We start from the raw sequence: 13,592 nt of genomic DNA, 5'->3' as shown, positions 1-13,592 counted from the left end.
ACCAAAAACATCAACACCCTCACCATATTCAAACAGCACCTTTCCTGATCTTCGCCTTATGATAGTGGCCCTTTCACTTTGGTTACCGTCATGAGCACTTCCCCTACTTCCTTCGGTATAAATGTCAGCAATACCGCTGACACATCAAGCGATAGCCATTCCATTGGAGCGCGCATCGACCGTCTTCCGGCCGTCGCTACGCTGTGGAAGCTGACAGCCCTGATCGCCATCGGGGGATTTTTTGAGCTATTTGATCTGTTCCAAACGGCCTATATCAGCCCAGGGCTACTGGAAGCAGGCATTTTTTCACGCGGCAGTGAAGGTCTATTCGGCTTCTCGGATCAAGCCGCGTTCGGCGCTGCTACATTTCTGGGACTATTTATTGGCGCAGTGCTTATCAGCCCCATGGCAGACCGCTTCGGCCGTCGCTCGATCTTCGCCTACGCCTTGCTTTGGTACACGCTACTCAGCGTTTTGATGGCGCTTCAATCCACTTCAGCAGGAGTGATGAGCTGCCGTTTGCTGGTAGGTATCGGGCTGGGCGTCGAGCTTGTCACCATCGACACCTACCTGAGCGAGTTGATGCCCAAGCGCATGCGCGGCTCAGCGTTCGCCTTTGCCTTCTTTATTCAATTTCTGGCAGTACCGGCAGTAGCGTTGCTGTCGTGGCTACTGGTGCCTCATAGCCCGTTTAATATTGCCGGATGGCGTTGGGTTATTCTGATCGGCGCTGCCTGCGCGCTGTTGATGTGGAGACTGCGCCGCACGCTGCCTGAATCGCCGCGCTGGCTGGCAAATCACGGCCAGAGCGAAGAAGCAGCGCGCGTGGTAAGTGACATTGAGCGCCGCTGTGAGAAGGAGTACGGTCAGCCTCTGCCGCCCATCGAAGCGCCCGCCAAGGTACCGCCGCACGCCAGCCAGCAGCCTTCCATGTGGCAGCCCCCCTACCGCAAGCGCATGCTGATGCTGATTACCTTCAACATCTTCCAGGCGATCGGCTTTTTCGGGTTCGGCAACTGGCTCCCTGCACTGCTGGGTGGTCAGGGCAGCGCGACGACTCATAGCCTTTTGTACGCATTTTTCATTACTCTGGCTTACCCGTTGGGTTCGCTGGTGATGATGAAAGCGGCCAACCGGCTGGAGAACAAGTGGCAGATCGTCGCTTCCAGTTTGGGCACGGTCATTTTCGGGTCACTGTTTGCGCTGGCAAGTGCCCCATGGGCGCTGATCGTCAGCGGTCTGGCGATTACCCTGTGCAATTCGTGGATGACCTATGCCTTTCACGCCTATCAAGCGGAGCTGTTCCCCACCGCGATTCGCGCTCGTGCGGTAGGGTTCTGCTACTCTTTCAGCAGACTATCGACGGTCTTCTCAAGCGTGCTGATCGGCTTCATTCTGGATAATCTGGGGGCTTCTTCAGTACTGGTGTTCATTATCACCAGCATGCTGATTGTGGTGCTGACCATTGCCCTGTTCGGCCCGCGTACCCAAGGGGTTGCGCTCGAACACATCAACCAGTAGCGGCTGCCTGACCGTACAAGACCCACATCAACCACCCCCACCCTGATAATGCCAAGGCGGGGCCAAAGGGAATGCGCGCTCGGCGATGGCCGCCTGACCAAACGAGCACGCTGGTCACCATTCCCAGCAGCGCCGCGACTGCCATGATGGGGGCCAGCAACAGTGGGCCGCCCCAGGCCCCTAGCGCAGCGAACAGTTTTACGTCGCCGCCGCCCAAGCCTTCACGCCGAACACATAGCCAGTAACCAGCGCGAATCAGCGTAAACAGTGCCCAGCCTGTCACGCTGCCAATAATCGCCTGCTCGGCACTGGTCAGTAATTGCTGGCTGTTGGCGAGCAAACCACCCCACAGCAGCGGAATAGTAAAATGGTTAGGCAGGGTGAAGGTTACCATATCGACGATCGCCAAACGTGCCAGTACAGCGCCACATAGCGCGACGGCCCAGGCAGGCATGGAGAAATTGCCGACCAGCAAAGGCCCTACCATGGCTAGAGCGACGACGATGACTGCAAGCACAGGCGGGCAGCAGTAACAGGGAGTATTCTTCACCACGCATCTCCAATAACAGGGATACCCGTTATCGGCCATTGCTGAGAGAAGTTGATAGCCTCCCGTGGTTATCTCATCTTTCACATAGGCCATGTTCGACGCTCTGCACCGCCCCTGCGCGCAGAATTGACACAAAAAAATACCCGACACTCGTGCAAGTGTCGGGGCGTCATCTGATAGAGTGCCGAGCCGCTATTGTTGTTGTAGGGCGGTGGCGCTATCAAGGATTGCAGTATTGTTTTTGTTGGGCAATCGTTCGTTATGGGTATTGACCAGGCGACGAGGTGTTCGCTCTCACATTGCTGTGCGCTGGCAAAAAGAATAAGGCAAAGCGTGGGCCATTTTTTAAAAAAACTTAAAGGTCAATAACTTAAAATAGAAAACCGTTTCAGGCAGCGCTATCTCTTCCCTATTCACGCACTCCGCTGGCGCAGAAACGGCATATCCGTGCACCGCAACCAGAACACCGCCAGTAGCACCCTGCTAGAAACGACGCGCCAGATAAGCAGTGGCCGTTGATGCCAATCTGGCGCCGGCACGAAGCGACCACTGCCGCCAGCCGGTATCGTCGGCGGCCACATAAGCCCCCTGCGCCTGCTGATCCGCCAATGCTTTCAGCAGCGCGCGTGAACGTTCATCCGTTGTCGGCAACGCAGTTAACTGCTGGCGAAGACGTTTTTCGCTGGCACCACAGTGGGCTGCCGAAACACGCCTGCCATTGCCCTGCCCCATTCTCTCTACCGCAGCACCACTCGCGAGCGCCGTGACGTAAGCCAAGGGAGCCAAATGGCTTGCACTCCCCTGTAGCTCTGATAACCGAGCGCGGATCCACACAATGCGATCAAAGCCCTGCGCCGCCAGACCAAATAGCTGCTCACGCTCGGCATCACTCTGGGCACTTAACGCGCGCCCTCGAAACAGCGCCACGCTCATGACCTGGTCGATATGATCCACGCGCAGCAAATCGGCTACCGCCTGGCGTTCGTCATGATCCACGGTTTCAGCGAGGGAGCGCCCTGGCGCTGGCTTGCTCGGAAGAAAATGCTGTGTACTGCCCAACGTTTGCAGCAAGCCATCGAACTGCACGATCAACGCATCAGTAAGGGTGAAGCGACGGGGAGCTTTCATCTCGATCTTCTCCGGGGTAAATACCAGCCCACATCAAAAGGCGCAGCGTAGCGGTATTCGGTGCTGATCAACACTATTCACCGCCAGCTCAACGCGCTGCTGCCACTGAATATTTTCTTGCACACGTTCGCACGATGCACCTTCTCGCCATGTATCAGGCCAGCGGCAGCAACAATGGACGGCCGCCCAACAAGTGCATATGAATGTGATAGACCGTTTGACCGGCATTTTCACCACAGTTCATCAGCACGCGATAACCCTCTTCCGCAATACCCAGCTCTTTGGCGAGACGCGCGGCGGTAATTGGCAAGCGACCAAGCAGTGCAGCATCGTCGTCGCTGAGGTCATTCAGCGTAGCGATCGGCTTTTTAGGCACGATCAATACATGTACCGGCGCCTGTGGCTCGATGTCGTTGAACGCAATAACCTGATCGTCCTCGTAAACAATGTCGGCCGGAATTTCGCGTGCAATGATCTTTTCAAATAGAGTCGTCATAACATCCTCACATGGTGGCTAAACAGCTAGATGCGTAAGCAATACCTGCTGCATTCTGCGCTAATCTCAGCGGAAACGCCGCTGACCAAGCAGTGCTTCTATTTTGGGGGCGAGTATCAGTTCAATTGCCAGCGGCATTTTGGCGCCGGGCACCACTATCGTATGGGGGCGGGAGATAAAGGAGCCTTCGATCATCGCCAGCAGATAGGGAAAATCAATCTGCATACGGTCACGGAAGCGAATCACCACGAAGGATTCAGCATCGGTCGGCACCGCCTGCTGCTCGAAAGGGTTGGTGGTATCGACCGTCGGCACGCGCTGAAAGTTGATATGCGTGCGCGAGAACTGTGGCTGAATAAACCGCACGTAATCCTGCATGCGCCCCAGAATCGTATCGACCACCGCCTCATGGGAATAGCCCCGCAGATTGGTATCGCGATCAATCTTCTGAATCCACTCAAGGTTCACGGCAGGGGCAATGCCCACCAGCAAATCGACATGGCGCGCGATATTGTATTCATCGGTGACCAGCCCGCCGTGCAATCCTTCATAAAACAGCAAATCGGTGCCCGCGGGCAGTCGCTGCCATTCGGTGAAGCTACCAACACGGTGCCCCTCCTCGATCAGGCGCTTGTCCTCGGCGTGAATATAGCGGCGAAAGTCACCCGTACCACGCAAGTTGTACTCGACGAACAGCGCTTCGAGGCGATCAATCAGGTTAGCTTCAACATGAAAGTGGGATAACTGCGCTTCGCGCTCCGGCTCTTCGCGGCGAATGCGAGCAAGATCGTCACGGGTGTAGCGATGAAAGGCATCGCCATCGACGTATGCGGCATTCACCCCCTCGCGCAGAAACATCCGCTCGAACGCCCGCCGAGCGGTGGTAGTGCCGGCCCCTGATGAGCCGGTAACAGCAACGATGGGATATTCACGCGACATCGAGGATCTCTCTTGATTAGTGGCTAAAGCACGAATGATCAGCACGGCGCAGCATCACCACCACTGCACCATTACCTGCCAGATCGCGTTAGCGGCTGTTCAACGCTCTGCTGTGCGCCGGCTCTACCGCGGTAAAACAGGCTCGGACTGCTCATTTACAGCGCGTAAACTTAGCACCTTCACCTGTTTTTGCCTTGCACAACGCTGGCTCGCGAGACGTTGAACGGGCTATTAGTGCTGCTCGCGGGCAATCGCACGATGGGCAATATCGGTACGGAATTCAGCCCCTTCGAGGTTGATCTGCTCGACGCCGCGGTAAGCATTGGCAGCCGCCTCAGCAACAGTGTCGCCCAGCGCGGTAACACACAGTACACGACCGCCTGCCGAGACGAGCTGATCATTTGCCAGTGCCGTACCCGCCTGAAATACCTTACAGCCCGTCTGCTCGGCAGCTTCAATACCGCTGATCGGATCACCCTTGCGGTAGCTGCCAGGATAACCACCCGCCGCAACCACCACACCGACTGCCGGCTGCTCATTCCACGCACACTCGACGCGATCGAGGCGGCCTTCAACCGCGGCCTGCACCAGCTCTACCAGATCGCTATCGAGCCTTAGCATAATGGGCTGTGTTTCAGGATCGCCAAAACGCACGTTGTATTCAATGACCTTGGGCGCGCCTTCAGTATCAATCATCAGCCCCGCATACAAGAAGCCGCAAAAGGGCGCACCTTCCTGCGCCATACCGCTGACGGTAGGCTCGATCACTTCACGCAAAATGCGCTGCTCCACCTCAGGGGTGACGACCGGTGCGGGAGAATACGCCCCCATGCCGCCGGTATTGGGGCCTTTGTCACCATTCAGCGCGCGCTTGTGATCCTGACTGGTTGCCATGGGCAGGATGTGGGTGCCATCAACCATGCAAATAAAGCTGGCCTCTTCGCCATCGAGAAACTCTTCGATAACCACCCGAGCACCGGCATCGCCGAAGGCGTTGTCTTCAAGCATATCGCGAATGGCATCACGCGCTTGCTGTTCGGTGGTGGCAACGACTACGCCCTTGCCCGCCGCCAAACCGTCAGCCTTGATCACGATAGGCGCAGCACGCCCCTGTTGGGATAGCTCATCAAGGTAAGCGAGTGCTTCATCAATACGGGTGAAGGTTTGAAAATCTGCGGTGGGAATCGCGTGGCGGGCCAGAAATTCCTTGGTGAACGACTTGGAGCCTTCAAGCTGTGCGGCAGCCGCCGTCGGCCCGAAAATCGCCAGGCCGTGCTGCTGAAAAAGATCAACGATCCCTGCCACCAGCGGCGCTTCCGGCCCGACAATGGTGAGTGCAACCTGCTGCTCCCTGGCGAAGGCTACCAGCGCGTCGTGGTCATCCATCGAGAGCGCCACATTGGTAAGTGCCGGGTCCTGCGCCGTACCTGCGTTGCCGGGTAGCACAAACACGTTGCTCACCCTGGGAGACTGCGCCGCTTTCCATGCCAGCGCGTGTTCACGCCCGCCGTTACCGATGATAAGCACGTTCATTGCACCCTTCCTATGTACCTGACAGCTCCATGAAAATCGCGCGCTCACGCATGAAAATGCGAAGCATCGCGGCTATGTGGCGTATTATGCCAGAAATTGCACGCTAACCGAGTAGCCTGACCCTCGCGTTGCGTCAGGCCGATAGTGAACACCACACAATACGGTGATTTGCTATGATTGGCCGCCTTATATAAGTAGACCCTGCACGAGCCAACCATGAATCTGATTCTCTTTTCCCAGGCTGACACCTTTACCAGCAGCGACGGTGAGCTGCGGGTACGCATCAATGATGCACGCCGCCTCGCCCATCTTCATCAGGTACATCGTGCAGAAGAGGGAAAAATGTACCGGCTGGGTGAAATCAACGGCGCAATGGGGCGTGGTGAACTGCTGACGCTCACCGAGCAGGTCGCGGAATTTTCCTTTGTCGCCGAACAGCAGCCACCGGCGGCGCTGAATGTGCATGTGCTGCTGGCCCTGCCACGACCACGCATGCTGGCGCGCAGCCTTGAAAACATGGCGGCACTGGGGGTAAAGCGCATTACCCTTATTAATACCGCACGAGTCGAGAAGAGCTTCTGGCAAAGCCCCGAACTGCGCGAAGAAAAGATCATGCACCATCTACAGCTAGGGCTTGAGCAGTGCTGCGATACTCTGATGCCACAGGTGGATAGCGCGCCACGTTTCAAGCCATTTGTTGAAGATCAGCTACCGGCACTGTTGGCGGAGCGTCGTGGGCTGGTGGCTGACCCCGGCGCAGCGCTCCCCTGCCCGCGCGGCTTGCCCGTAGAGACCCCGCTGCTACTGGCCATTGGCCCTGAAGGCGGCTTTGTTGACTACGAGCTGGAACAGCTCCAGCAGACGGGAGTAGAAGGCGTACAGCTCGGCGCACGTATTCTGCGCGTCGAAACTGCCGTGGTCGCCCTGCTCTCTCGCCTTTATTGATGTGCTGATGAGCGCGAGTGGCAGCGCTTCCACTTCAGCGGGAGGGCTGCCACCGACAGCCAATGTTGCAAACATTCTGCACAGTCAAGTGGCAATTGTTTGAAACAAATGATATTTTTTCAGGCATTAACAATTTCCGATTCCGGCAGTCCTCACGCCAGCAGCCTCTGCTCCTCTGACGATGAGCAACCGCTGCTATCGGTAACGCCCGCCGGGCCAAATGCAACGTTTGACCTAACACGCCTCCGTGCAGAGCGCCACATTCAGCGAGTGCCATGATGCCTTGCATGCCAGCACTCAAGAACGCTGCCGGAGAAATCACGATAGAAGGTTGTTGCGCGTGTTGTAACAACCACAAGCAAGCAGCGTATCGCTTGCCTGAATGCGAATGTTTCGCTCGAAGGCTGGCTAGCGCACTCGCGTTACTCCGGAACGCCACCATCATCAGCGTTACGGGAAGCAACGCCGCTAGTCGCCGATAATCTGCACAAGTGAGCACCTGTAGATGGCCGCTGCTGGTGCACTCAAGGTAACTATTTCTTTAATAAGAGAGCATTAATGTTACTGCCCTTGATTATCCTGCTTCCCCTTATCGGCAGCCTGGTACCGGTGCTGGCACGGCGTGCCAGACGCACGCCCATCGCCCTGTTGACCGCGCTACTGCCCGGTGCGGCGCTAGCGATTACCATCTGGCTGGGAATACAGGTGCTGAAGGGTGACATCCTTCACTTTGCCCTGCCGTGGGTGCCTCAAATGGGCCTGGCGCTGGCATTTCGCTTCGATGGGCTTTCGCTTCTCTTTACCCTGCTGATTCTTGGCATTGGTCTGCTGGTCATCGTCTACGCGCGTTACTATCTCGATCCCAAGGATTCGATGCCGAAATTTTACGGCTTTCTGATGCTGTTCATGACCTCCATGCTCGGCATCGTGACCTCCGACAACCTGATGCTGCTGTGGTTTTTCTGGGAACTGACCAGTGTGTCATCGTTTCTGCTGATCAGCTTCTGGTCGTGGTCAAGCAACGCGCGTAAAGGCGCTCGCATGGCCTTTGCGGTCACCGGTGCCGGCGGATTGTGCCTGCTGGCGAGTCTGATGCTGATGGGCCATATCGTCGGCAGCTTCAGCCTGGATACCGTGCTTCATTCAGGCGAAACGCTGCGCCAAAGTCCGCTCTATCCGCTGGTACTGATACTGCTGCTGCTGGGTGCCTTCACCAAATCGGCGCAGTTTCCGTTCCAGTTCTGGCTGCCCCATGCAATGTCAGCCCCAACCCCGGTAAGTGCCTACCTGCACTCGGCGACCATGGTAAAAGCCGGTATCTTCCTGCTGATTCGCCTCTATCCCGTAATGGGCGATACCAATGGCTGGTACTACATCATTACCCTGACCGGGCTGATCACCATGTTCTATGGTGCCTACATGGCGATGGTGCAGTACGACCTGAAAGGGCTACTGGCCTACTCGACCATTAGCCACCTTGGGTTGATTACCATGCTGCTCGGGCTTGATACCCGGCTCTCGACGCTGGCGGCCGTGTTCCACGTAGTCAACCACGCCATTTTCAAAGCCTCACTGTTCATGGCAGTGGGCATCGTGGATCATGAATGCGGCACCCGCGACTCACGCCGGTTGGGGGGGCTGCGACGTTACATGCCCTATACTGCGGCGCTGGCAACGGTGGCCGGTGCGTCGATGGCAGGCGTGCCGCTGCTGAACGGCTTTATCTCGAAAGAGATGTTCCTGACCGAAACACTACAAATCCAAAGCCTCGGCGGCCTGTCATGGCTGATTCCTGCGCTGGCAACCCTCGGCTCGGCACTCTCCGTGGCCTACTCGCTGCGTCTGGTGGTGGATGTCTTCTATCGCGGTGAGCCGCGCTTTCTGCCCAAGCAGCCCCATGAAGCGCCGCGCCCCATGCGCCTGCCTATCGAGATACTGATTATCCTGTGTCTGGCCGTGGGCATGTTCCCCTCCTTCACCGTAGGCGCACTGCTGAACAGCGCCATGAGCGTGGTCGCCACTGATGCCATGAGCGGCCAAAGCCTGGCGGTTTGGCACGGCATCAATCTGCCGCTCATGATGAGCGCAGCGGCCATGCTGCTGGGGTTAATCATCTACCTGATGCGCAATATCCTGCACTCCAGCTTCCGTCGCGATTTTCTCAAGACAGATGCCAAGCTGGTCTTTGAAAGAGCCGTTCAGAAAAGCATCGCGTTCGGCGAGCGCGTGCTGGATCGCATCGACAGCCGTTCGCTTCAGCAATATATGCTGGTCATGATGACGCTGATGCTGATCATGGCGGTGCAGGGGCTGGTGAAAATGCCCGGTCTGATGGGGCCGGTAGCGCTACAGCCAATTGACCCCTTTGTGCTGGCAGGTGCCATCGCGATGTGTATCGGCGCTATTGCCACGGTCAACTTCCAGCGCTACCGACTGATTGCACTGATCTGCCTCTCCATTACTGAGCTGATGGTGGCGCTGGCGTTCCTGAAATTCTCGTCGCCCGATCTCGCCCTTACCCAGTTGGTGGTGGCACCGGTAACGCTCATTCTGATGCTGCTCACGCTCTTCTTCCTGCCGCAGCAAACGCCGCGCGTCTCCAGCGGCATTCGTATCCTGCGCGACCTGGTGCTGGCAGCGGCTGTCGGTACGGTTATCGCCAGCATCAACTTTGCCGTGCTGACCGATCACTACGATTCGATTGGTAAATTCTTCACCGATAATGCGGTATCAGGTGCGGGCGGGCACAACGTGGTCAACGTTATTCTGGTCGATTTCCGTGGTTTCGATACCCTGGGTGAAATCACCGTGCTGGGCATCACGGCGCTGGGGGTTCTCAAACTGCTTAACCGCATGAAGCTGTTCGTACCAACCACCAGCGCAGAAAACCGCCCTTGGGCGCCGGAGTACTTCCCGACCATTTTCGGATCAGTGGCGCAAATAGTGTTGCCGCTGGCACTGATGGTGGCGTTCTACTTCTTCATTCGCGGTCATAACCTCCCTGGCGGCGGCTTTATCGGCGGGCTGGTAGCAGCTTCCGCGCTGATCATGATGTATACCGCCCGTGGTGTTGAGTGGACGATGCGCCGGCTACGCATCGACTTCCAGCGCTTGATTGCCACCGGCTTATTGATCGCATGGCTCACCAGCGCTGCGCCGCTACTGTTCGGTCACAACTTCCTGACCACCTGGTTCGATCACTTCGATATACCGCTGATCGGCTCGCTGGAAATTGCCTCGGCGCTGGTCTTTGACCTTGGCGTGTTCCTGACGGTGGTAGGCGCAACAATGATGATTCTCGCCAACCTTGGGCGTCTTGCCACCCCTTATAGCCCCGCTCGCGAGCACCGTCAGATTGATGGTGCGATGTCTGCCAAGAAGGAGATGCGCTGATATGGAAGCGATATTTTCGGCCACCATCGGCATTTTGACCGCCTGCGGCATATTCATGATGCTAAGAGGCAGAACCCTGCCCATTGTGCTCGGTATGAGTCTGATGACCTTTGCCACCAACCTGTTTCTCTTTTCCATGGGACGGCTTCGCATTGGTGCCGATGGACTGGTAGGAAGCAAGCTCGGTTCAATCGACCCAGTGCCATCGGCGCTGGTGTTGACCGCGATTGTGATCGGCTTTGCGATGACGGCATTTGTCATGATTCTCGCCATTCGTGCACGCGCCGACCTGGGTAGCGATCATATCAACGGCAGCCGGCGCAAATCGCGTCACGATCATCGCTCCGACCCCCTTGAACTCGACGAATCAAGAGGCGGCAAACGATGATGCACCACCTGGTCATAGCGCCCATTGCGCTTCCCATGCTGTTTGCCTGCCTGCTGATGCTTGAGCGCAGCGTGTTGCCACACCGCCGTCGAATGCTGGCCTTGATCGGCACCACGCTCCAGCTGGTGGTGGCCGTTACCCTTTTGGTCATGACGCGAGACGGCACCATCTGGACCTATCAGCTGGGCGAATGGCACCCTCCTTTCGGCATCGTTCTGGTGCTTGATCGCTTGGCCGCCTACATGGTGATCATTTCGACCCTGCTCGGCGCCGCGGCGATGCTCTACGCCTCCAACGGACAGGATGCCAAGGGCACCAACTTCCATGCGCTGTTTCAATTCCAGCTCATGGGGATCAACGGCGCTTTCCTTACCGGTGATATCTTCAACCTGTTTGTCTTCTTTGAAATTCTGCTGATCGCTTCTTATGCGCTGCTGCTGCACTCCGGCGGAAGGAAAAGAACCCTGGCAGGTATGCACTATGTGATTCTCAACGTAGCGGCATCGTCATTCTTCCTGATTGCCGCCGGTACGCTTTACGGCACGCTGGGCACGCTTAACATGGCCGATCTGGCGGTCAAGGTGACGCATGTTACCGAGCGCCAGCAGGGGCTGGTGGAAGCCGCGGCTCTGATGCTGATGGCGGTGTTTCTGCTTAAAACGGCGATTCTGCCCCTGCATTTCTGGCTACCGCGCGCTTATGCGGCGGCTCCCGGTTCGGTAGCGGTCATTTTTGCGATTATGACGAAGGTAGGGGTCTACTCGCTGCTGCGCGTCTATACGCTGATCTTTGGCGATCAGGCGGGCAATATCGCCCACTTTGCTCACCAATGGCTGTGGTGCGGCGGCATCGCCACCATTGCCGTGGGTGCGCTGGGCGTCTTCTCAAGCCCTGACCTGCGTATCCAGATCAGCTATCTGACGCTGGTATCGGTAGGCACCATGGTAGCGGCGCTGGGAATGGGTTCCGTCGATAGCTACAGTGCCGTGCTCTTTTATCTGCCGCATACCACCTTTATTACGGCAGGGCTTTATCTGGTGGCAGAAGCCATCGGCCGCCAACGCGGTCGTGCGGGCACCCGTATCGTCAAGAGTCGCCGTCTTCGCCAGCCCTATCTGCTGGGGACACTTTATTTTGTGGGCACACTGGCCATTCTTGGCATTCCGCCCTTCTCCGGCTCAATTGCCAAGGTCATGATATTGACCACGGCCCACGGCTATCAGGCCGCCTGGCTATGGGGTGTGGTGCTGCTGTCAACGCTGCTGGGCCTGGTCAGCATGTCGCGCGCAGGCACCACTATCTTCTGGCGCGCCGGTCAGGATGCCTCCACGCGGGGAGCCTTGCTGAACTGGCGCACCGGGGGGGCGGCAATCGCGCTGCTCAGCGTCGCGCTGCTCATTCCCTTGTTTGCGTATCCGCTGAGCGCCTTTACCCACGATATCGTGGCTCAGTTGGCAGCGCCCGGCCACTATGTCGAGGCGGTGTTGGGTCAGGCACCCAGTCTTGGGGAGGCAGTGCAATGAAACGCTTTATAAAGTGGCTGATTACCCACCCTTTTATCTCAAGCCTGGTATTTGTGATGTGGATGCTCATGAATACCTTGAGCGTTGGCAACACCATCATGGCACTGATCGTTGCCCTGCTGATTCCGAAACTGATAGATGGTTTTTGGGTGCCGCAGCCGCAACTGCACAAGCCGTGGAAGCTGGTCATGTTCCTGATCCATGTGATCTACGACATTGTGGAATCCAATATCAAGGTGGCGAAGAATACCTGGCTGCCAAAACATGCGCCGCGCCCTGCCTTTATCTTCTATCCGCTGGCGATGCAGGAATCCTTCCCCATTACGCTACTGACCAGCACTCTCTCGCTGTCGCCCGGCACGCTCTCGGCGCACTTGCGACCGCATGACAATACGCTGCTGATTCATGCGCTGGATGTGGAAGACCCAGACCAACTCGTCAACTTCATTTACGAGCGCTATGAACGACCGCTCAAGGAGATTTTCGGATGCTAAGCCATTATCCGATTATTCATGTTGCGATGTGGGTGACCGCCCTGCTGTTCAGCATCGCGGTGTGTCTGAATATCTATCGCATTCTGGTAGGCCCGAGCCTGCCTGATCGCATCGCTGCGCTGGATACGCTTAGCGTCAATGCCATCGGACTCATCTTATTGATTGGCATAGGGACGGGCAGCCGCTATGGATTTGAGGCCGGTTTGCTGATCACACTGTTCAGCTTTTTAACCACTGCTGCGCTATGTAAATATCTGCTGCGCGGCATGATTATCGAATGAGTGGAGATTGAGGCCATGTGGCAATTGATTATAGAAAGTGTCATCGCCCTGTTGCTGGTCATTGGGGGGCTGGCTGCCCTGACCGGTGCCGTGGGCATGTTGCGCTTCAACGACTTCTATATGCGCATGCATGGCCCGGCCATGAGTTCTACGGTGGGCATCGGTGCCGTGATTCTCGCATCAATCGGGTTCTTCTGGTTTCATACCGGCACATTTAGCGCCCAGGAACTGATTCTTATGGTGCTGCTGATGGTTACTACTCCTATTAGCGCCCACTTGCTCACCATGAGTGCCATGCATATGAAGCTGCCGCGCCAATCCAATACCCAGGGCGGCCCATTCGAAATCAATGAGCAGATCGACCAGGATTAAAACGCTGGCGATCAAATGCCTCCATGCGG

At 57.0% G+C, this 13,592-nt stretch carries 13 protein-coding genes; 8 read left to right on the top strand and 5 right to left on the bottom strand.

Annotated elements, in window-relative coordinates; translation table 11 throughout:
• Positions 1-90: 90 nt before the first annotated feature.
• Complete coding sequence (locus L881_RS0105920) at positions 91-1,521, top strand: MFS transporter (RefSeq protein ID WP_025732782.1); 1,431 nt, start codon at positions 91-93, stop codon at positions 1,519-1,521.
• Here the strand turns inward: L881_RS0105920 and L881_RS0105915 are convergent.
• The 5 genes from L881_RS0105915 to purD form a co-directional block, all read right to left on the bottom strand.
• Positions 1,511-2,071: a prepilin peptidase gene (locus tag L881_RS0105915; RefSeq protein ID WP_169730594.1), complete on the bottom strand. Its 561-nt coding sequence runs from the start codon at positions 2,069-2,071 to the stop codon at positions 1,511-1,513. The two genes, L881_RS0105920 and L881_RS0105915, sit on opposite strands and share 11 nt — an antisense overlap.
• Positions 2,072-2,554: 483 nt before the next feature.
• On the bottom strand, positions 2,555-3,199 hold the full coding sequence (locus L881_RS0105910; protein ID WP_025732780.1) for a demethoxyubiquinone hydroxylase family protein: 645 nt from the start codon (positions 3,197-3,199) through the stop codon (positions 2,555-2,557).
• A 154-nt stretch (positions 3,200-3,353) separates the two neighbouring features.
• A complete protein-coding gene (locus tag L881_RS0105905) occupies positions 3,354-3,695 on the bottom strand; it encodes a histidine triad nucleotide-binding protein (protein WP_025732779.1) in 342 nt (113 codons plus the stop codon).
• A 66-nt stretch (positions 3,696-3,761) separates the two neighbouring features.
• On the bottom strand, positions 3,762-4,634 hold the full coding sequence (locus L881_RS0105900; protein WP_025732778.1) for a phosphoribulokinase: 873 nt from the start codon (positions 4,632-4,634) through the stop codon (positions 3,762-3,764).
• A 231-nt stretch (positions 4,635-4,865) separates the two neighbouring features.
• Entirely contained in the window at positions 4,866-6,167 is a 1,302-nt protein-coding gene (purD, locus tag L881_RS0105895) for a phosphoribosylamine--glycine ligase (protein WP_025732777.1), read from the bottom strand.
• 216 nt (positions 6,168-6,383) lie between these two features.
• Here purD and L881_RS0105890 point away from each other — a divergent pair, with 216 nt between their 5' ends.
• The 7 genes from L881_RS0105890 to mnhG all read left to right on the top strand — a co-directional run bounded on the left by L881_RS0105890 (position 6,384) and on the right by mnhG (position 13,563).
• Positions 6,384-7,112 carry a 16S rRNA (uracil(1498)-N(3))-methyltransferase gene (locus tag L881_RS0105890; protein WP_025732776.1) on the top strand — a complete coding sequence of 243 codons (729 nt, stop codon included), beginning with the start codon at positions 6,384-6,386 and terminating at the stop codon, positions 7,110-7,112.
• Positions 7,113-7,670: 558 nt separating this feature from the next.
• The gene (locus tag L881_RS0105885) at positions 7,671-10,505 is read left to right on the top strand and encodes a monovalent cation/H+ antiporter subunit A (protein ID WP_025732775.1); all 2,835 of its coding nucleotides are present in this window, start codon (positions 7,671-7,673) and stop codon (positions 10,503-10,505) included.
• Position 10,506: 1 nt separating this feature from the next.
• Positions 10,507-10,893 (top strand): Na+/H+ antiporter subunit C, encoded by a 387-nt coding sequence (locus L881_RS0105880; RefSeq protein WP_025732774.1) that lies wholly within the window; start codon positions 10,507-10,509, stop codon positions 10,891-10,893.
• Positions 10,890-12,416 (top strand): monovalent cation/H+ antiporter subunit D, encoded by a 1,527-nt coding sequence (locus L881_RS0105875; protein ID WP_025732773.1) that lies wholly within the window; start codon positions 10,890-10,892, stop codon positions 12,414-12,416. Before L881_RS0105880 ends, L881_RS0105875 begins: the two co-directional genes overlap by 4 nt.
• Positions 12,413-12,910 carry a Na+/H+ antiporter subunit E gene (locus L881_RS0105870; RefSeq protein WP_025732772.1) on the top strand — a complete coding sequence of 166 codons (498 nt, stop codon included), beginning with the start codon at positions 12,413-12,415 and terminating at the stop codon, positions 12,908-12,910. Before L881_RS0105875 ends, L881_RS0105870 begins: the two co-directional genes overlap by 4 nt.
• On the top strand, positions 12,904-13,191 hold the full coding sequence (locus tag L881_RS0105865; protein ID WP_245587930.1) for a K+/H+ antiporter subunit F: 288 nt from the start codon (positions 12,904-12,906) through the stop codon (positions 13,189-13,191). Before L881_RS0105870 ends, L881_RS0105865 begins: the two co-directional genes overlap by 7 nt.
• A 15-nt stretch (positions 13,192-13,206) precedes the next feature.
• Positions 13,207-13,563, top strand: coding sequence for a monovalent cation/H(+) antiporter subunit G (gene mnhG, locus L881_RS0105860; protein WP_034578768.1), 357 nt, complete (start codon positions 13,207-13,209; stop codon positions 13,561-13,563).
• Positions 13,564-13,592 lie beyond the last annotated feature (29 nt).

The sequence above is a fragment of the Carnimonas nigrificans ATCC BAA-78 genome (assembly GCF_000526695.1).
Taxonomy (GTDB): Bacteria; Pseudomonadota; Gammaproteobacteria; order Pseudomonadales; family Halomonadaceae; genus Carnimonas; species Carnimonas nigrificans.
Note: the sequence above shows the minus strand (reverse complement) of the source record. Positions and strands in the feature narration are given on the sequence as shown.

Coding starts and splice junctions, on each gene's coding strand:
- L881_RS0105920 (WP_025732782.1), top strand. CDS start 91: ATGAGCACTTCCCCTACTTCCTTCGGTATAAATGTCAGCAATACCGCT.
- L881_RS0105910 (WP_025732780.1), bottom strand. CDS start 3,199: ATGAAAGCTCCCCGTCGCTTCACCCTTACTGATGCGTTGATCGTGCAG.
- L881_RS0105905 (WP_025732779.1), bottom strand. CDS start 3,695: ATGACGACTCTATTTGAAAAGATCATTGCACGCGAAATTCCGGCCGAC.
- L881_RS0105900 (WP_025732778.1), bottom strand. CDS start 4,634: ATGTCGCGTGAATATCCCATCGTTGCTGTTACCGGCTCATCAGGGGCC.
- purD (WP_025732777.1), bottom strand. CDS start 6,167: ATGAACGTGCTTATCATCGGTAACGGCGGGCGTGAACACGCGCTGGCA.
- L881_RS0105890 (WP_025732776.1), top strand. CDS start 6,384: ATGAATCTGATTCTCTTTTCCCAGGCTGACACCTTTACCAGCAGCGAC.
- L881_RS0105885 (WP_025732775.1), top strand. CDS start 7,671: ATGTTACTGCCCTTGATTATCCTGCTTCCCCTTATCGGCAGCCTGGTA.
- L881_RS0105880 (WP_025732774.1), top strand. CDS start 10,507: ATGGAAGCGATATTTTCGGCCACCATCGGCATTTTGACCGCCTGCGGC.
- L881_RS0105875 (WP_025732773.1), top strand. CDS start 10,890: ATGATGCACCACCTGGTCATAGCGCCCATTGCGCTTCCCATGCTGTTT.
- L881_RS0105870 (WP_025732772.1), top strand. CDS start 12,413: ATGAAACGCTTTATAAAGTGGCTGATTACCCACCCTTTTATCTCAAGC.
- L881_RS0105865 (WP_245587930.1), top strand. CDS start 12,904: ATGCTAAGCCATTATCCGATTATTCATGTTGCGATGTGGGTGACCGCC.
- mnhG (WP_034578768.1), top strand. CDS start 13,207: ATGTGGCAATTGATTATAGAAAGTGTCATCGCCCTGTTGCTGGTCATT.